Consider the following 17,341-nt stretch of genomic DNA (forward strand, 5'->3'; position numbering starts at 1 on the left):
GGGCGCCCTCACCCGGGCAGAGTCTCCTCCAGTTTCCGCGCGACGGCCGCGGCCTCGTCGCCCGGCAGGGGCGCGCCCTGCGGACCGGTCACGTAGAACGCGTCGACGGCGTTGGCGCCCAGCGTCGAGACGTGCGCGCTGCGCACCCGTACGTTCGCGTCCTCCAGCGCCCGGCCGATGCGGAACAGCAGGCCCGGCGCGTCCTGGGCCCGTACCTCGATCACCGTGGCCAACCGGGAGGCGGCCGGGTGGACCGTGACCCGCGGCGGTGGCGCGACCACGCCCCGGCGGCGCGGATACGCGGCGTCGCGCTCGGCCAGCCGGCCCCCGATGTCCAGCGAGCCGTCCAGGGCCCGGACGAGGTCCGCGCGCAGCCGGGCGGCCTGCGGCAGGGAGCCGTATTCGGCGGCGACCCGCCAGTCGAGCAGCAGGACCGAGCCGTCGACGCCGTCCGGGAGGTCCAGCGAGCGCAGTTCGGCGGTCCGTACGGTCAGCCGGTGCATGGCGAGCACGCCGGCCACGGCGGGCAACACGCCCGGCTGGTCGGGGACGGCGATCAGCAGCTCCACGCCGAGCGGCTCGGGGTCGCCGGACGGCTCCTGCTCGGCGGGCTGCTCGGTCTGGGCCCGCAGGGACAGCACCGGGCCGCCGGTCGCGACCGCCTCGATGGCGAGCCGCTCCTGCTCGGCCGTCGGCGCGGCGTCCTCGGGATCGTCCGGGTCGTCCCCCGCCAGCACCGCGGAGACCCGCTCGACCAGCTCGGTGACCAGGGAGCCGCGCCAGGACGACCAGGCGGCCGGGCCGGTGGCCAGGGCGTCGGCCTCGGTCAGCGCGTGCAGCAGTTCGAGGGTGCCGTGCGAGCCGACGGCCTCGGCGACCAGGCGCACGGTGGCCGGGTCCTCCAGGTCGCGCCGGGTGGCCGTCTCGATGAGCAGCAGGTGGTGGCGTACGAGGGTGGCGATCACCGTCACGTCGTGGCGGTCGAAGCCGATGCGGGCGGCCACGTCCTTGGCGATGATCTCGCCCGCGACCGAGTGGTCGCCGGGCCAGCCCTTGCCGATGTCGTGCAGCAGCGCGGCGACCAGCAGGAGGTCGGGGCGGCTGACGCGGCGGGTGAACTCGGAGGCGCGGACCGCCGTCTCGATGAGGTGCCGGTCGACGGTCCAGACGTGGACGGCGTTGCGCTGCGGGCGGCAGCGGACCCGCTCCCAGTCGGGCAGCAGCTGGGTGATCAGGCCCTCGGCCTCCAGCGCCTCCCAGACCTCGACGGTGGGGCGGCCGGAGCCGAGCAGGGTGACCAGTTGCTCGCGTGCCTCGGCGGGCCAGGGCGTGGGCAAGGGACGCGCGGTGGCCGCCATGCGCCGTACGGCGTGCAGGGAGAGCGGGAGTCCGGCCTGCGCGGCGGCGGCCGCGGCGCGCAGCGGGAGCACAGGGTCGCGTTCGGGGCGCGCGGCGCGGGCGAGCACCACCTCGCCGTCCTGCTCCACGACCCCCTCGGCCAGCGGAGAGCGCTCGGTGGTCGGCTTCCCGCCGCCCAGCATGGCGCGAAGGCGTGGCCGCACGGCGCGCGACCGCAGCACACGCCCCACTTCACGCCAGGTGACATCACTGGCGTACGAGATGACACGCGCGGCCTCGTACACCTGCCGCAGCAGCGTGTCGGCGTCCAGCAGGCCGAGCTCGGCCGCCACCTGGTCCTGCTCCTGGAGCGCGAGCCGGTCGGTGGCCCGGCCGGTGGCCAGGTGGAGCGCGTCGCGGACGTCGAGCAGGCGGCGCCGGGCGTCGGCCAGGCCCTCGCGCGGGGCGTCGGCCAGCCAGGAGGCGGCGACGGCGCGCAGGGCGGTGGCGTCGCGCAGCCCGCCGCGCGCCTCCTTCAGGTCCGGCTCGAGCAGGTACTGCAACTCGCCCTGGCGCTCGGCGCGTTCGGCGCACAGCTCCTGGAGTTCGGGGAGGCGTTTGGGCGCCTGGTTGCGCCAGTCGGCGAGGACCGCCGTGCGCAAGGCCGCCGTGAGGCCGAGGTCTCCCGCGATGTGCCGGGCGTCCAGCAGGCCCAGCTGGACCTTGAGGTCCTCACCGGCCGTCCTGCGCGCCTCCGCCGGGGTCCGGACGGAGTGGTCGAGGGCGAGGCCGAGGTCCCAGACCGGGTACCAGAGCCGGTCGGCGAGGGCGGCGACCGCCTTGCTGTCGCCGCCGTCGTGCAGCAGGAGCAGGTCGAGGTCGCTGCGGGGGGACAGCTCACCGCGGCCGTAGCCGCCGACGGCGACCAGGGAGACCCCGCGCAGCGCCTCGGCGCCCGCGGTGAACAGGCCGGAGAGCCAGTCGTCGGTCAGTTCGGACAGGGCCGAACGGCGCGGCGGCCCGGACCGCGCCCCCTCACCGAGGAGGCGCAGCCGGGCCGCCGCGTAGCCGCTGGGTCCCGAGTCCTCTGCTTCTTTCCGCACGTCCGTACTCGTCACCCAGCGACTCCTGTTCTCTTCTGCGGTCAGAGCGCGTCCGGTCCGCGCTCGCCGGTCCGGACCCTTACGGCCGTCTCGACCGGGAGGGACCAGACCTTGCCGTCACCGATCTTGCCGGTGCGGGCCGCCTTGACGATGACATCGATCAGCTGTTCGGCGTCGTCGTCCTCGACCAGCACCTCGATGCGGATCTTGGGAACCAGGTCCACGGTGTACTCGGCACCGCGGTAGACCTCGGTGTGGCCCCGCTGACGACCGTAACCGCTCGCCTCGGTGACCGTCAGGCCGTGGACTCCGAAGGCCTGCAGGGCCTCCTTGATCTCGTCGAGCCGGTGGGGCTTGACGACGGCGGTGATGAGCTTCATGCGTCCACCTTCTTGCTCTCGGCGCCGGCCACGGCGGCCGGGATGACGGCGGTCTTGGCGGCACCGCCGCCCGCGCCGCTGAAGTCGTATGCGGTCTCGGCGTGCTCGGTCTGGTCGATGCCGGCGACCTCGTCGTCCTCGGAGACCCGCATACCAATGGTCTTGTCGAGGATGAAGGCGAGGAGCGCGGAGACCACCAGCGAGTAGGCCAGGACCGCGAAGACACCGGCGCACTGCTTCCAGAACTGCTCCATGCCGCCGCCGTAGAAGAGGCCCTGGACCTCGGACTGGCCCTTGCCGCTGGCGAGGAGGCCGACCAGCAGGGAGCCGACGACACCGCCGACCAGGTGGACGCCGACGACGTCGAGCGAGTCGTCGTAGCCGAACTTGTACTTCAGGCCGACGGCCATGGCGCACAGCACACCGGCGACGACGCCGACGGCGATCGCGCCCATCGGGGAGACCGCGCCACCCGACGGGGTGATGGCGACCAGACCGGCGACCGCACCGGAGGCGGCGCCCAGCGTGGTGAACGCGCCGTGGCGGATCTTCTCGTAGATGAGCCAGGCCAGCATGGCGGCGGCGGTGGCGATCTGCGTGTTGACGAACATCAGCGCGCCGACGCCGTCGTCGTTGCCGAGCCACGAGCCGGCGTTGAAGCCGAACCAGCCGAACCACAGCAGACCGGCGCCGAGCATGACCAGCGGCAGGCTGTGCGGGCGCATCGGGTCCTTCTTGAAGCCGACGCGCTTGCCGATGACCAGGATCACGCCGAGCGCCGCGGCACCGGCGTTGATGTGGACCGCGGTACCACCGGCGAAGTCGATCACGCCCATGTCGAAGGCCCAGCCGCCCTCGCCCCAGACCCAGTGGGCGACCGGGAAGTAGACGATCGTGGCCCACAGCGCGACGAACAGTGCCCACGCCGTGAACTTCACGCGGTCCGCGAGCGCACCGCTGATCAGGGCGGGCGTGATGATCGCGAACATCAGCTGGAAGACCAGGAAGACGAAGATCGGGATGTTGTACGTGCCCCACAGCTCCGTCAGGCCGATGTTGCTGAGGCCGACCCAGTCGGAGTTCCAGCCGATGAGGTGGCCGGAGTCGGTGCCGAACGCCATGGAGAAGCCGTACAGCACCCACAGGATGGTGACGATCCCGAGGCTGATGAAGCTCATCATCAGCATGTTCAGGGTGCTCTTGACGCGGACCATGCCTCCGTAGAAGAAGGCCAGGCCCGGGGTCATGAGCATCACCAGGGCGGAACAGATGAGCATGAAGCCTGTGTTGGCGGCAGAGAGCTGCGTCTCTGCGGCAAGCGTGATGGCTGGTGCCATCGGCGTCTCCTCGTCGTTTGGTACGGCCCCGTGCGGGCGAAGCCTTGAGCGGAAAGAGGGGTGGGCCGGTTATGCGCCATGAGATTGGCGCAGCGCCGTTTCGGTCGAAGCCCCTCGTTGTTTCGCCGCCGTGACGAAGGCGCCTTGCGTGTTACGGGTCGATGAACTGCGAGATGTTCGGCAGCCGGATCGTTATCGTGGCGCAACCTTCTCGGAAGCCTGCTGAGAAGCCTTCCGAGAAGCACGCACGGGCCGGCCGCGGTCGGCCTTCCGATGACCTGGCATGGGGGAGCCGAGTCGGGCAGTTCGGGAGGGCCGGCCGCGGCCGGGGCTCACGGGTTCTCGCGGGGTGTCAGACCGCCTCGGCGGTCTCGGGCAGCTCGGCGGCGAGCCGCTCGGTGAGGTCCACGACCTCGGCGAGGTCACCGAAGTCGCGTACGGCCGTGTCGACCGTCTTTCGGATACGAGTGTTGACGCGCTCGGAACGGACCTTCTTGGCGACCTGCATGGCCTGGGCGGCGAACACCGTGCTCTGTTCGGGTTCGCGCTGGAGCAGATGCACGGTGGCCATGCCGATCAGGTTCAGCGCATACGACCGCTGGTGTTCGCCGTCCTGCGCGAACAGCTCCACGGCCCGCTGCATCAGGGGCTCGGCCAGGGAGGCGTAGGTGGGGCTGCGGCCGGCGATGTAGGCGAGGTCGCGGTAGGAGTGGGAGTTCTCGGCGTACAGCTCGGCCTCGGAGAAGAAGCGGATCCAGTCGGGGTCCGGCTCGTCCCACTCGTCGGCCTCGGCGAAGGTGTCCTCGGCCATCCGCACCGCCCGCTTGCACTTGCCGGGCTGCCCCATGTTGGCGTAGGCGCGGGCCTCCATCGCATACAGCATCGACTGGGTGCGCGGGCTCGCGCAGTCCCGGCTGCCGTACTGCGCGAGGTGGATCAACTCCAGGGCGTCGTCGGGCCGGCCCAGGTGGATCATCTGCCGGCTCATGTTGGACAGCACATATGAGCCGAGCGGCCGGTCGCCCGCCTCCTTGGCGGCGTGCAGCGCGAGGACGAAGTACTTCTGCGCGGTGGGCTGCATCCCGATGTCGTACGACATCCAGCCGGCCAGTTCGGCGAGCTCGGCGGCGACCTTGAACAGCCGCCGGGTGGTGGCCTCGGGCTGGGGCTCCTGGAGGAGGTCCGTCACCTCGTGCAGCTGGCCGACGACCGCCTTGCGGCGCAGGCCGCCGCCGCACTGGGCGTCCCACTGCCGGAACATCACGGTCGTGGTCTCCAGCAGGTCCAGCTCCGGCTTGGAGAGCCGGCCGCGGACCCGGCCCGAGGCGGTGGGCGCGGGCTCGGGCCCCGGCCGGGGGGCCGGGGGGCCGGGGACGAGCCAGCGCTGCATGGGCTCGATGAGGGCCGGGCCCGCAGAGAGGGCCAGCGAGCTCCCGAGGAAGCCGCGCCGCGCCAGCATCAGGTCGCTGCGCGAGAACTCGCTGAGCAGGGCCACGGTCTGCGGGCCCGTCCAGGGCAGGTCCACGCCGGACACGGACGGTGACTGGCGCGCGGTGCGCAGCCCCAGGTCCTCGACGGAGACCACGACACCGAACCGCTCGGAGAACAGCTCGGACAGGATCCTCGGGATCGGCTCGCGCGGGTTCTCGCCGTCCAGCCAGCGGCGCACGCGCGAGGTGTCCGTGGAGATGTGGTTGGCGCCCAGCTGGCGTGCCCTGCGGTTGACCTGGCGGGCGAGCTCGCCCTTGGACCAGCCGCTGCGCACGAACCAGGAGGTGAGCAGCTCGTTGGGGCGCTTGTCAGCGTGCGCAGCGTGTCCAGCGCTCGATCCGCTTCCGCCGTTGCCGCTCACTGGAACGCCCCCATCCCTGAGACCACTTGTCGCTGAGTGCGCCAAGCCCTATCAGAATGCCGGTTCGTGCGACCGTCCGTCCGGCGCTTGTCACCCTTCGAACGGAAAGCCGACTTGCCTCCGGCATACCCACGAGTGCATGTGCCCCCAGGACTCGTGCACACACGGTAATCCTACGATCACCCGTCGAGCCATGGTGATTCCAGAATCGCCACCATTCGCCACCCCATCGGATGAACTCACCGTCGCCTTCACGCGATTCACTTGACACAGACACCGGGAGTGGATGCAGAGGTGCAGTCAGGAGCGCGCGTCGCCAGGCACACCACCCCGAGTGCTTCCAGGCGCCGCCTGAGCCGGGCGGCACGGGGAAGCCGGGAACAGGTAGACCAGAACAGAGCGTCACGTTCCGAGTCCGCTGCGTAACCACCAGTGCGCAGGACCCGTTGGAGGGGGCATGGGCTTCACGATCGGCATCAGTCGGGGTATCCGCGACATCCGGCCCGGCTCGCGCCGCCGCGGGCGCCCCTCGGACGTCACCACCGTGGCGGAGTACACCGGGCTGTGGGGCTGGGACGTGGTGCCGGGCGCGCGGGCCGCGGCCGGTGCCTGCTCCTGCGGCCGCCGCGACTGCCGGGCACGGGGCGCGCATCCGCTGGACTTCGCGCCGGAGATCCCCGCCGGGGCGACGCTGGACGAGGTGACCGAGGCCTGGGGCGAGGTCCCGGGCGCCGCGGTGATGCTGCCGGTCGGCCGGGCCTTCGACGTCATCGAGGTGGCCGAGCCCGCCGGGCGCCTCGCCCTAGCCCGGCTGGAGCGCATGGGCCTCCCCCTCGGCCCGGTCGCCGCGACCCCGGACGGCCGCGCCCACTTCTTCGTCGCCCCCGGCGCCGCCGCCGACCTGCCCGAACTGCTCTACCGCATGGGCTGGGACGACCCCACCTCCCTCGACCTGCGCGGCCTCGGCCCCGGTACGCACATCACGGCGCCGCCGTCCGACCGGGGCGGCCTCGGCCCGGTGCGCTGGCTGCGCTCCCCCGCGCTGGACTCGGCGTCCCGGCCTCCGCAGGCGCGGCTGGTGCTGGGAACGCTGGCGTATGTGGCGCACCGGTCGCGAGCCTAGTCGCCGTCCCGGCCGTACGACGGACACAGCGAAGCGCCCGTCCCCCGACTGCACCTCGGGGGCGGGCGCTTCTCGCAAGCACCTACGGTTTTCCGGTGGAGGTCAGTCTCCGATGAGCGCATCCACGAACGCCTCCGGCTCGAACGGCGCCAGATCATCAGCACCCTCGCCGAGACCGACCAGCTTGACGGGAACGCCCAGCTCGCGCTGCACGGCGATCACGATGCCGCCCTTGGCCGTGCCGTCCAGCTTGGTGAGGACGATGCCGGTGATGTCGACGACCTCGGCGAAGACGCGGGCCTGAACGAGGCCGTTCTGGCCTGTCGTCGCGTCGAGCACGAGCAGCACCTCGTCCAGCGGGGCGTGCTTCTCCACGACGCGCTTGACCTTGCCGAGCTCGTCCATGAGGCCGGTCTTGGTGTGCAGGCGGCCGGCGGTGTCGATGAGCACGACGTCCGCGCCCATCTCCTTGCCCTCCTTGACCGCGTCGAAGGCGACGGAGGCCGGGTCGCCGGCCTCCGGGCCGCGCACGGTGTGGGCGCCGACCCGCTCGCCCCAGGTCTGCAGCTGGTCGGCGGCGGCGGCACGGAAGGTGTCGGCCGCGCCGAGGACGACGGTGTTGCCATCGGCCACCAGAACGCGGGCGAGCTTGCCGGTGGTGGTGGTCTTGCCGGTGCCGTTGACGCCGACGACCATCACGATGCCGGGCTTGCGGCCCTCCGGCTCGGTCTTGACGGTGCGGTCCAGCTCGGGGCCGACGAGCTGGACCAGCTCCTCGCGCAGCAGGCGGCGCAGCTCTTCGGGGGTGCGGGTGCCGAGCACCTTCACGCGCTCGCGCAGCCGTTCGACCAGCTCCTGGGTGGGCTGTACGCCGACGTCGGCGGTGAGGAGGGTGTCCTCGATCTCCTCCCAGGTCTCCTCGTCGAGGTGCTCGCGCGACAGCAGGGTGAGCAGGCCCTTGCCGAGGGCGTTCTGCGAGCGGGACAGGCGGGCGCGCAGGCGGACCAGGCGGCCTGCGGTGGGCTCCGGGATCTCGATCTCGGGAGCCTCGACGGTGGGCGGCTCCTCCACCACGACGGGAGCCGTGCCCCCGTCCGGAAGATCCACCTCCTCGATCGTGCGCCGCGGTTCCTCCCGCGGCGTCTCGGCCTCTTCGCCGACGTGCGGCTCGGCGGGAGGGGCGGTGATGTCGGGCGCGGCGGGGGGCGGCGGGGGCAGCTGCTTCCTGCGCCGGCTGCCGACCACGAGCCCGCCGAGCGCGCCGAGCACGACCACGGCGATGACTACAGCAAGGATGACGATGTCCATAACCCGTCCAGTATCGGCCATGGGGTCCGGCGACACCCCTCTGGATGTCTGACACACCGTCAGCTAACGTCCCCGAGCACACCCGCCCGGTGAAGGGGGACACACCCATGCCCGTCACGGTCGTACGTTTCAACCTCGTCGCACCCGGCGCCACCCCCGCCTCGCTCCACGCCCGCTACCGGACGGCCCTGGAGATGGCCGCCTACGCCGACGAGCGCGGGATCACCACCGTCCAGACGGAGGAGCACCACGGGGCCGGCAACAACTGGCTGCCGTCACCGTTGGCCTTCGCGGGCGCGGTCTTCGGCGCCACCCGCCGGGTCACGGTGACGATCTCGGCGATCATCGGCCCGCTGCACGACCCGCTGCGGCTGGCCGAGGAGATCGCGGTCCTTGACCTGCTGAGCGGCGGGCGACTGGTGACCGTCGCGGGGATCGGGTACCGGCCCGAGGAGTACGAGCTGTTCGGCGTGGAGTGGCAGCGGCGCGGCAGGCTCCAGGACGAGCTACTGGAGACGCTTCTTGGGGCATGGACCGGCGAGCCCTTCGCGTACCGGGGCCGAACGGTCCGCATCACCCCGCGCCCGTACACCGAACCGCACCCCCTGCTCCTGGTCGGCGGCTCCTCCCAGGCCGCCGCGCGCCGCGCCGCCCGGCTGGGGCTGCCCTTCTTCCCCAGCGCGCATCTGCCGGAGCTGGAGGCCTACTACAAGGAGCGCCTCGTCGAGTACGGCACCGAGGGCTGGACCATGATGCCCGCCGCCGAGACCCCGCTGCTGCACCTCGCTCAGGACCCGGACCGGACCTGGGCCCAGTACGGGGAGCACTTCCTGCACGAGGCGCGGACGTACGCCTCCTGGCAGTCCGGGAATGTCCGTTCGGCGGTGCGGTCGGCGGCCACGGCGGTGGACGAGCTGCGCGCGGAGGGCGTGTACCGGATCGTCACACCGGAGCAGTGCGTGGCGCTGGGAATGGATTCCTACGTCCTGCACCCGCTGTCGGGCGGGATGCCGGTGGAGGAGGGGTGGCGGAGTCTGCGGCTGTTCTGCGAGCGGGTGCTGCCCCGGCTGGGGAACTGATCGTCCGGTTACTGCACCGCCGCCCGGCTCAGGCAGTGGCCGAGCCGGGCGGCGGCGGGGTTACGGGGAGAGGGGCAGCGGGGACTTGGCCCTTCTCCCCGAGTTCGCGGGGCGCTCAGCCCATCTCCTCCAGAGCCTTGCCCTTCGTCTCCTTCACGAACTTCAGGACGAACGGGATGGAGAGCGCGGCGAAGGCCGTGTAGATCACGTACGTCACGGAGAGGTTCCAGTCGGCCAGCGACGGGAAGCTCGCGGTGATGGCCCAGTTGGCGACCCACTGTGCGGCAGCGGCGACGCCCAGGGCGGCGGCGCGGATCCGGTTCGGGAACATCTCGCCGAGCATGACCCAGACGACCACGCCCCAGGACAGGGCGAAGAAGAGGACGAAGACGTGGGCGGCGATCAGGGCGACCCAGCCCTGGGTGGCGGGCAGCTTGCCGTCGACCAGGTGGAAGGAGAACGCCCAGGCCTCCAGCGCGAGACCGACGACCATGCCGACCGAACCGATGATGGCGAGCGGGCGGCGGCCGACGCGGTCGACGAAGATCATCGCGATGACGGTGCCGACGATGTTGATGATCGACGTGGTGAACGAGTAGAAGAACGAGTCCGTCGGGTCGACGCCGACCGACTGCCACAGCGTCGAGGAGTAGTAGAACGCGACGTTGATGCCGACGAACTGCTGGAAGACCGACAGGCCGATGCCGATCCAGACGATCGGCTTGAAGAAGAAGCTGCCGCCGAGCAGGTCCTTGAAGGTCGACCTGTGCTCGCTCTTCATGGCGAGCTCGATCTCGGTGACGCGGGCGTCCAGGTCGATGTCCTTGCCCTCGACCTCGGCGAGGATCTCGCGGGCGCGCTCGTGCTTGCCGACGGAGATCAGGAAGCGCGGCGACTCGGGGATGGCGAAGGAGAGCAGGCCGTACAGGACGGCCGGGACGACCATGACGCCGAGCATGACCTGCCAGGCCTCCAGGCCCATCAGCTGACCGCGCTGGTCGCCGTCGGCGGCGTTCAGCAGACCCCAGTTGACCAGCTGGGACACCGCGATGCCGATGACGATCGCGGCCTGCTGGAAGGAGCCGAGCCGGCCGCGGTAGGCGGGCGGGGCGACCTCGGCGATGTAGGCCGGGCCGATGACGGAGGCCATACCGATGGCGAAGCCGCCGACCACGCGCCAGAAGGCGAGGTCGTACAGCGAGAAGGGCAGTGCGGAGCCGACGGCGCTGATCGTGAAGAGGATCGCGGCGATCTGCATGCACCGGATGCGGCCGATGCGGTCGGCTATGCGTCCGGCGGTCGCGGCGCCGATGGCGCAGCCGATCAGGGCGATGGCGATGACCTGGGCGAGGGCCGCCGACCCGATGTCGTAGCGGTCACGGATGGCCTCGACGGCGCCGTTGATCACGGAACTGTCGTAACCGAAGAGGAAACCGCCCATCGCGGCCGCCGCCGCGATGAAGATGACGTGCCCGAGATGTTCGGGATGAGCCGTCCTGGCTCCGGACTTGGGTGCCTGCGCTGTGCTGGTCACGTGTACTCCTCGGGCCACCGGCAACGCTGCCGGATGGGGTCAGCCCTTCCAGGTCCGCCTGAAGGTACCTGAAGGTAAAAGGAACGTTGCACAGGTTATTCCTTCAAGTTTCGAAGTCAATAGGGGAGGGCTAAGACGAACGGCTCGCAAAGGTGGGGCCGATACGTTCAAGAGTTGAAGTAACCGCTCCAGCTGCTGGTCAAGCCGGTGTAAGCGACACGCATCTAGCGCAGCCGCTGGGAAATGACCTTGGACACACCGTCGCCCTGCATGGAGACGCCGTACAGCGCGTCGGCGACCTCCATCGTGCGCTTCTGGTGGGTGATCACGATCAGCTGCGAGGTCTCCTGGAGCTCCTGCATGATCCGGATGAGCCGCTGGAGGTTGGTGTCGTCGAGGGCGGCCTCGACCTCGTCCATGACGTAGAACGGGCTGGGCCGCGCCTTGAAGATCGACACGAGCAGCGCCACGGCGGTCAGCGACCGCTCCCCGCCGGAGAGCAGCGACAGCCGCTTGACCTTCTTGCCCGGCGGACGTGCCTCGACGTCCACGCCCGTGGTGAGCATGTTGTCGGGGGCGGTGAGGATGAGACGTCCTTCACCACCGGGGAACAACCGGCTGAAGACGCCCTCGAACTCGCGGGCCGTGTCCCGGTAGGCCTCGGTGAAGACCTGCTCGACGCGTTCGTCGACCTCCTTCACCACCTGCAGGAGGTCCGCCCGGGTCTTCTTCAGGTCCTCGAGCTGCTCGCTGAGGAACTGGTGGCGTTCCTCCAGGGCCGCGAACTCCTCCAGGGCCAGCGGGTTGACCTTGCCGAGCTGCTGGTAGGCCCGCTCGGCGACCTTCAGGCGCTTCTCCTGCTCGGCCCGGACGAACGGCCGGGGCTGGTTGCGCGGATGCTCCGGGTCCTCCGGCAGCTGTTCGCCCTCGGCGGGGGGCGAGGGCGGCACGAGCTGGTGCGGGCCGTACTCCTCGATGAGCCCCGCCGGTTCGACACCCAGCTCCTCCAGCGCCCTGGTCTCCAGCTGCTCGATCCGCAGCCGCTTCTCGGCGCCGAGTACCTCTCCGCGGTGGACCGAATCCGTCAACTTGTCGAGTTCGGCCTTGAGATCGCGCCCCTCGGCCCGGGCCTGGGCGAGTTCCTGCTCGCGGCGGGCCTTGGCGGCCTCGGCGGCGGTGCGCTCCTCGTCCGCCCGGGCGAGGGAGACCTCGATGTGCGCGAGCAGCTGCCGCGCGCCGGAGGCGACGGCCTCCGCGACGGCCGCCTCGTGCCGCAGCCGGGCGCGGCGCTGCTCGGCACGCGCGCGTGCCTCGCGTTCCGCGCGGGCGGCCCGGTCGAGCGAGTCGGCCCGTCCGGCGAGCCCCTTGACGCGCTCCTCGTGCGTACGGACCTGGAGGCGGGCCTCCATCTCGGTCTGGCGGGCGTTGGCGCCGTCGGCGGCGAGCCGGTCGCGTACGGAGGTGTCGGGCTCCTCCTCGATCGGCATCTCCTCGGCGACGGCGAGCCGTTCGGCGAGTTCCTCGACCTCTTGGAGGGCCTTGTCCAGGGCCTCCTGCGCCCGGGCCGCGGCGGCCGTGGACCGCTCGGCCTCCCCGGCCGCTCCCCGCGCCTGCCCGGCGAGCCGGCCGAGCTGCTGGGCGACGGCCGACTTCTCCCGGTCGGCGGCCCTGCGCCGCTCCCCCAGTTCCTCGACGCGTGCCGCGCACTGCTTGCGCCGCTCGGCGGCGGCGTGCTGCGCCTCGGCGAGCTCCTCGCAGCGCACGGCCAGCTCTTCGAGCTCGGCGGCGGCCTCGTCCACGGAGGCCTGGACCTCCAGCAGACTCGGCGCCCCGGCGGAGCCGCCGTGCGCGAAGTGCGCCCCGAGGACGTCGCCCTCCGCCGTGACGGCGGTCAGGTCGGGCCGCGCGTACACCAGGTCCTCGGCGTCCTCCAGCGTGCTCACCACGACGATCCCGCGCAGCAGCCGCCGTACGGCGGGCATGAGCTCGGCGGGTCCGCGCACGAGGTCGGCGGCGTACGGCGGCCCGTCGGTGCGCGCCTCGGCCGGTACGTCGTCGGGGGCGCCGGTGAGCAGCAGGGCGGCGCGGCCCGCGTCCTGCTTGCGCAGCAGGCGGATGGCGTCGGCGGCGGCGGAGGGGGTCGTCACGGCCAGGGCGTCGGCGGCGGCGCCGAAGGCGGCGGCCAGGGGGACCTCGTAGCCGGGGGTGACGGTCAGCAGCTCGGCGGCCGGGCCGAGCAGGCCGGAGAGTCGATCCTGCGCCGCCAGCAGCGTGCCGGTGCCGTCCTTGCGGCGCAGGCCCATGGCCAGGGCCTCGTGGCGGGCCTGGGTGGCGGCGCGCCTGCGTTCGGCGGCGGTGGCGGCCTCGCGGGCGGCGGTGAGGGCGGCCTCGGCCTCGGCGAGCTGCCGCTTGGCCGCCTCGTGCTGCTCGGCGAGGTCCTGGTCGCCGGCGTCGAGGCCGTCGACCTCGGCCTTCAGCGCCTCGTACTCCTCCTGGGCGGCGACGGCCCGCTCCTGGGCCTCGTCGCGGGCGGCGGCCAGGCGTTCGATCTCGGCCTGGGCGGCGGCGGCACGGGACTTGGCCGCACCCACCTGGCCCTTCAGCCGGGCCAGGCCCTCGCGGCGGTCGGCGATGGCACGGGCGGCGTCCTTCAGGCGCCGCTCCTCCATGGCGAGCTCGCGTTCCAGTTCGGCGCGGTGCGCGACCGTGTCCTCCAGGGCGCGCCGGGCCGCCTCCAGGGCCGCTTCCAGCTCGGCCTCCTGCTCGCGGATGCGGGCGGCCTCGCGCTCCATGTCCTCGGGGTCGCGGCCACGCCGCTCCTCGGGGGGCGCGGAGGTGGCGCTCTTCACGCGCGCGTCGGCCAGCGAGATCGTGCCGCGCACCCGCTCGGCGAGCTGGGAGAGCTCGTACCAGGTCTGCTGGGCGCGCTGGAGGCGCGGGGTGAGCTGCCGTACCTCGTCCTCCAGGAGGGCCTCGCGCTGGAGCGCCTTCTTCAGCTCCTGCTCGGCCGCTTCCTTGCGGGCCTTGAGGGCGGCCTCGTCGGCGATCTCGGCCTGGAGGGCCTCGCGCAGCCGTACGAGGTCGTCGGCGAGCAGGCGCAGGCGGGCGTCGCGCAGGTCGGCCTGGATGACGGCGGCCCGTCTCGCGACCGCCGCCTGGCGGCCGAGGGGCTTGAGCTGCCTGCGCAGCTCATCCGTCAGGTCCTGCACGCGCGCGAGGTTGGCCTGCATCGCGTCCAGTTTCCTGAGGGCCTTCTCCTTGCGCTTGCGGTGCTTGAGGACGCCGGCGGCCTCCTCGATGAAGGCGCGGCGGCCCATGGGGTCGGCGTGCAGGACGGAGTCGAGCTGGCCCTGGCCGACGATGACGTGCATCTCGCGGCCGATGCCGGAGTCGGACAGCAGTTCCTGGATGTCGAGGAGGCGGCAGGTGTCGCCGTTGATCTGGTACTCGCTGCCGCCGTTGCGGAACATGATCCGCGTGATGGTGACCTCGGCGTACTCGATGGGCAGCGCCCCGTCGGAGTTGTCGATGGTCAGCGACACCTCGGCGCGGCCCAGCGGCGGGCGGCCGGTGGTGCCGGCGAAGATGACGTCCTCCATCTTGCCGCCGCGCAGCGACTTGGCGCCCTGCTCGCCCATGACCCAGCTGAGCGCGTCCACGACGTTGGACTTGCCCGAGCCGTTCGGACCGACGACGCACGTGATGCCCGGCTCGAACCGGAGCGTGGTGGCCGAGGCGAACGACTTGAAGCCGCGGAGGGTCAGGGCCTTGAGGTGCACGCCGCTGGACTCTACCTCTCAGGGGTGTCTCACTCCATGAACGCGCGGTTTCGCCGGTGAACGCGCAGGGCACACCAGACGTTAAAGACAGTGAAAGGATGCGCGGGGGGCAAGAAAGAAGGGACGCCGAGGCGTCCCTTGCACTTCACTTAGCGGTTGTGACGGGCGGCCCAACCACTGCTGTGCTGTTGTGGAGCGATGCAGTGATCAGGTGAGCGCAGGCTCCGCCTCGTGTGCGTCAACGCTCTCCATGATCCTGTCGTGAGAAGCGGCAGCCGTCAGCGCGTCGTTCTCCGCCTGGATCCGTACGAGCTCGGATTCCAGGTCCTGGACGCGCTGCTGGAGCCGTCGCATCTCGGCGAGGAGTCGAGGGTCGGAGCCGCCGACGTAACCGAGAAGCGCCTTTGCCATGATGGATGGTCCTCCACACTGAGTGACCGACCGAAGCGGTGTGGGTCGTGAGGGATTTTCGCACCCGCGGTGCTTGGCAGGCCTGGAGTTGTGCTGCCGTTCAGCCATGCCAAACAGCTAAGGTGCGCGGGGCTTTCAGCGTCTCACCAAAAAGTTTGACGGTCAACACGATCACGCCCCGTATTGGCGGGCAACCCGGTGGCGCGCGGCCGGGAACGGCGGCGCTGCGACTGACGCGGGACCCTCAGGGCGTGGCGATCATCCTTGCGTGTGGAGCCTGCCACGGCAAGCGGTTCTTGGCAATCACCAGGCCGTTTCCGTTCCGGGCAGCCGTCCGCGGCAGGTGTGGGGGCGGCCGCGAGGGCCGCCCGCCGGTGCGGGATCAGCGGACGGCGAAGCCTTCGTAGCCGCCGCGAGGTGTGTCCCAGATCTCGGTGACGCCGTCCACGCGTCCGGGCGTGTCGTCACTCTGGAGCCATTCCAGGAGCCCTTCGCAGCCCTCGCGGGAGCCCTCCGCGACCACCTGGACCCGTCCGTCGTCCAAATTGAGAGCAAAACCACTCAGGCCGCCGATCTCCAGGGCCTTGGCCCGGGTGAACCAGCGGAAACCCACACCTTGGACGCGTCCCCGCACCCAGGCGACCAGTCGCACATCCTCGCTCATGGCTGCAACCTAACCGGCCAAAGTCCCTCCAGGCACTTCCTCCCCTTGCGGCATGCGGTACCGTCCCCACCCATGAATCTCATATGAAACTCACTCGATCGTGTGAGTTTCGTGTTGATCGTGAGGGACCAGTCGACCGCAAGGACGAGGAAGGCCAGGACATGGGACGCCACCGACGCTCCGCCGCCGGCCGCGCCGCCACGGGCCGCGCCACGGAAGTCACGCAAGCCGACAGCCCCTACGGGCGCCAGGACCCGCTGGGCTCGTACGCCGGCGACCGTCCCACCATGGGTATCGCGCCCTACCTGAACCCCGAGGCATACGCCGAGACCCACGCCAAGAGCGAGGCCTACCTCTTCGCGACGGACGCCTTCCCGGACGACCGCTTCATGGACGACCGCTTCACGGACGGCGGCTCCACGGCGGGCGACGGCTACGGGCGGGCCGACGACACCGCGCTCTTCGCGAGCGACGGCTTCTCGCCCGACGGCGGCCCCCGGCGTGCGGGGGGCCACCGACGCCGGAAGAAGAAGGCCGCGACGCCGGTCCGTACCGGGCTGCTCGGGGTTTCCGCGGCGGTCGCCCTCGGCACGGTCGCCGTCGCGACGGGCGCGGTGCCGGGCCTCGACAACTACAAGCTCGGCGGCGGCAGCGACAGCGGCGGCGGCACGGCGCAGGCCGTCAACTCACCGACCAACGCGCCGGCCGAGCAGGGCGGGACCTCCGGCAGCGCCGACAGCCGGGACGGCACTCCGGTCGGCCGGGACGCCGAACGCTCCACCTCCGCCTCTCCCTCACCGTCCCCCTCCACCTCCTCGGCCGCGCCGACGAAGACGCCGGAGAAGACGCCGGAGAAGAAGAAGCCGACGGCGACCCCCAGCAAGAAGCCGAGTACGACGCCGTCGCGCAAGGTCATCCCGCAGGCGCCGGAGCGGCCCAGCGCCCCCGTCGCGGTGTCGGCGGAGAGGGCCGCCGGGGCCGAGGTGCTCAAGCTCGTCAACGAGGAGCGGGCCAAGGTCGGCTGCAGCCCGGTGGCCGCGAACAGCGCGCTGACCGGCCTGGCCCAGGCCTTCAGCGAGGACATGGCGGAGCGGGGCTTCTTCGACCACACCGACCCCAGCGGCGCGACGCCCTGGGACCGGGCCGACAAGGCCGGCATCACCAACCTCGGCGGCGAAAACATAGCCCGGGGCCAGGCCGGCGCCGCGGCCGTGATGGAGGCCTGGATGAACAGCCCGGGGCACCGGGCCAACATCCTGAACTGCGACTTCAAGACGCTGGGCGTCGGTGTCCACTTCGGGTCGGGCGGCCCGTGGTGGGTCCAGAACTTCGGCTACTAGTGAGCCGGTCTTGATGTCTCGCTTCGCCACGTGAGCTGTGTTCTGTTTCAGATCATGGCTGTGCTGGTGACAGTGCTGCTGTTCTTCGGTGTG

At 71.5% G+C, this 17,341-nt stretch carries 12 protein-coding genes; 3 read left to right on the forward strand and 9 right to left on the reverse strand.

The genetic code is table 11. The annotated features are described in order from the left end of the window. Nucleotides 1–8: 8 nt before the first annotated feature. The 4 genes from ACYVMZ_RS26445 to nsdA all read right to left on the reverse strand — a co-directional run bounded on the left by ACYVMZ_RS26445 (nucleotide 9) and on the right by nsdA (nucleotide 6,010). Complete coding sequence (locus tag ACYVMZ_RS26445; RefSeq protein ID WP_461083828.1) at nucleotides 9–2,456, reverse strand: [protein-PII] uridylyltransferase; 2,448 nt, start codon at nucleotides 2,454–2,456, stop codon at nucleotides 9–11. Between the two features lie 26 nt (nucleotides 2,457–2,482). Beyond that, nucleotides 2,483–2,821: a P-II family nitrogen regulator gene (locus ACYVMZ_RS26450; protein WP_289940149.1), complete on the reverse strand. Its 339-nt coding sequence runs from the start codon at nucleotides 2,819–2,821 to the stop codon at nucleotides 2,483–2,485. Beyond that, nucleotides 2,818–4,158 (reverse strand): ammonium transporter, encoded by a 1,341-nt coding sequence (locus ACYVMZ_RS26455; RefSeq protein WP_461083830.1) that lies wholly within the window; start codon nucleotides 4,156–4,158, stop codon nucleotides 2,818–2,820. The genes ACYVMZ_RS26450 and ACYVMZ_RS26455 overlap by 4 nt, the downstream gene beginning before the upstream one ends. Nucleotides 4,159–4,510: 352 nt before the next feature. Next, nucleotides 4,511–6,010 carry a transcriptional repressor NsdA gene (gene nsdA / locus ACYVMZ_RS26460; protein ID WP_461083832.1) on the reverse strand — a complete coding sequence of 500 codons (1,500 nt, stop codon included), beginning with the start codon at nucleotides 6,008–6,010 and terminating at the stop codon, nucleotides 4,511–4,513. Between the two features lie 457 nt (nucleotides 6,011–6,467). On the opposite strand from nsdA, the gene ACYVMZ_RS26465 reads away from it, so the two are divergent. After that, nucleotides 6,468–7,133, forward strand: coding sequence for a bifunctional DNA primase/polymerase (locus ACYVMZ_RS26465; RefSeq protein WP_461083834.1), 666 nt, complete (start codon nucleotides 6,468–6,470; stop codon nucleotides 7,131–7,133). A gap of 102 nt (nucleotides 7,134–7,235) precedes the next feature. Here the strand turns inward: ACYVMZ_RS26465 and ftsY are convergent, their stop codons facing one another. Next, nucleotides 7,236–8,441 (reverse strand): signal recognition particle-docking protein FtsY, encoded by a 1,206-nt coding sequence (gene ftsY / locus ACYVMZ_RS26470; protein ID WP_461083836.1) that lies wholly within the window; start codon nucleotides 8,439–8,441, stop codon nucleotides 7,236–7,238. Between the two features lie 107 nt (nucleotides 8,442–8,548). Here ftsY and ACYVMZ_RS26475 point away from each other — a divergent pair, with 107 nt between their 5' ends. Next, nucleotides 8,549–9,520 (forward strand): LLM class flavin-dependent oxidoreductase, encoded by a 972-nt coding sequence (locus ACYVMZ_RS26475; protein ID WP_461083838.1) that lies wholly within the window; start codon nucleotides 8,549–8,551, stop codon nucleotides 9,518–9,520. Nucleotides 9,521–9,635: 115 nt separating this feature from the next. Here ACYVMZ_RS26475 and ACYVMZ_RS26480 read toward each other — a convergent pair whose 3' ends face one another. From ACYVMZ_RS26480 to ACYVMZ_RS26495, 4 genes are all read right to left on the reverse strand, one after another. Continuing rightward, complete coding sequence (locus tag ACYVMZ_RS26480) at nucleotides 9,636–11,054, reverse strand: sugar porter family MFS transporter (protein ID WP_461083840.1); 1,419 nt, start codon at nucleotides 11,052–11,054, stop codon at nucleotides 9,636–9,638. Between the two features lie 224 nt (nucleotides 11,055–11,278). Further along, a complete protein-coding gene (gene smc / locus ACYVMZ_RS26485; protein ID WP_461083842.1) occupies nucleotides 11,279–14,833 on the reverse strand; it encodes a chromosome segregation protein SMC in 3,555 nt (1,184 codons plus the stop codon). 207 nt (nucleotides 14,834–15,040) lie between these two features. Then, entirely contained in the window at nucleotides 15,041–15,244 is a 204-nt protein-coding gene (locus ACYVMZ_RS26490) for a hypothetical protein (protein ID WP_461083844.1), read from the reverse strand. A 382-nt stretch (nucleotides 15,245–15,626) separates the two neighbouring features. Beyond that, on the reverse strand, nucleotides 15,627–15,908 hold the full coding sequence (locus tag ACYVMZ_RS26495) for an acylphosphatase (RefSeq protein WP_461083846.1): 282 nt from the start codon (nucleotides 15,906–15,908) through the stop codon (nucleotides 15,627–15,629). Nucleotides 15,909–16,069: 161 nt separating this feature from the next. Between ACYVMZ_RS26495 and ACYVMZ_RS26500 the strand changes: the two genes are divergently transcribed. Continuing rightward, nucleotides 16,070–17,248 (forward strand): CAP domain-containing protein, encoded by a 1,179-nt coding sequence (locus ACYVMZ_RS26500; RefSeq protein WP_461083848.1) that lies wholly within the window; start codon nucleotides 16,070–16,072, stop codon nucleotides 17,246–17,248. Nucleotides 17,249–17,341 lie beyond the last annotated feature (93 nt).

The sequence above is a fragment of the Streptomyces deserti genome (assembly GCF_054782695.1).

What these genes read in the sequence shown, in the direction of transcription:
- ftsY (WP_461083836.1), bottom strand. Translation starts at nt 8,441, where the DNA reads ATGGACATCGTCATCCTTGCTGTAGTCATCGCCGTGGTCGTGCTCGGC.
- ACYVMZ_RS26490 (WP_461083844.1), bottom strand. Translation starts at nt 15,244, where the DNA reads ATGGCAAAGGCGCTTCTCGGTTACGTCGGCGGCTCCGACCCTCGACTC.
- ACYVMZ_RS26495 (WP_461083846.1), bottom strand. Translation starts at nt 15,908, where the DNA reads ATGAGCGAGGATGTGCGACTGGTCGCCTGGGTGCGGGGACGCGTCCAA.
- ACYVMZ_RS26450 (WP_289940149.1), bottom strand. Translation starts at nt 2,821, where the DNA reads ATGAAGCTCATCACCGCCGTCGTCAAGCCCCACCGGCTCGACGAGATC.
- ACYVMZ_RS26455 (WP_461083830.1), bottom strand. Translation starts at nt 4,158, where the DNA reads ATGGCACCAGCCATCACGCTTGCCGCAGAGACGCAGCTCTCTGCCGCC.
- ACYVMZ_RS26465 (WP_461083834.1), top strand. Translation starts at nt 6,468, where the DNA reads ATGGGCTTCACGATCGGCATCAGTCGGGGTATCCGCGACATCCGGCCC.
- ACYVMZ_RS26500 (WP_461083848.1), top strand. Translation starts at nt 16,070, where the DNA reads ATGGGACGCCACCGACGCTCCGCCGCCGGCCGCGCCGCCACGGGCCGC.
- ACYVMZ_RS26475 (WP_461083838.1), top strand. Translation starts at nt 8,549, where the DNA reads ATGCCCGTCACGGTCGTACGTTTCAACCTCGTCGCACCCGGCGCCACC.